The 213-nt window shown below is 43.2% G+C and carries 1 protein-coding gene; it reads right to left on the reverse strand.

Translation table 11 applies throughout. The annotated features are described in order from the left end of the window. Positions 1-213 (reverse strand): Ig-like domain-containing protein (locus AC2D8K_RS12660; protein WP_484698838.1); only part of this gene is annotated, 213 nt, incomplete at both ends.

A 213-nucleotide genomic window follows, 5' to 3' on the forward strand; every position in this document is an offset into this window, starting at 1 on the left:
GCTGTTGTATCTGTTACCACTGTTGATGCTTGTTCAGATGTGTTTCCAGCTTTGTCTGTTGCTGTAACTGGTAATGTTTCTCCGCCTTTTAAGTCTTCGCTTGAAGGGATATTGATAACATAGTTTCCATCTGCATCTGTTGTGCCACTAGCTGTATGACCATCCGGGAATGTTACCGTTACTGTTGAGTTTGGCTCCGCTTTACCTGTGATT

The sequence above is a fragment of the Staphylococcus sp. 510 genome (assembly GCF_057219715.1).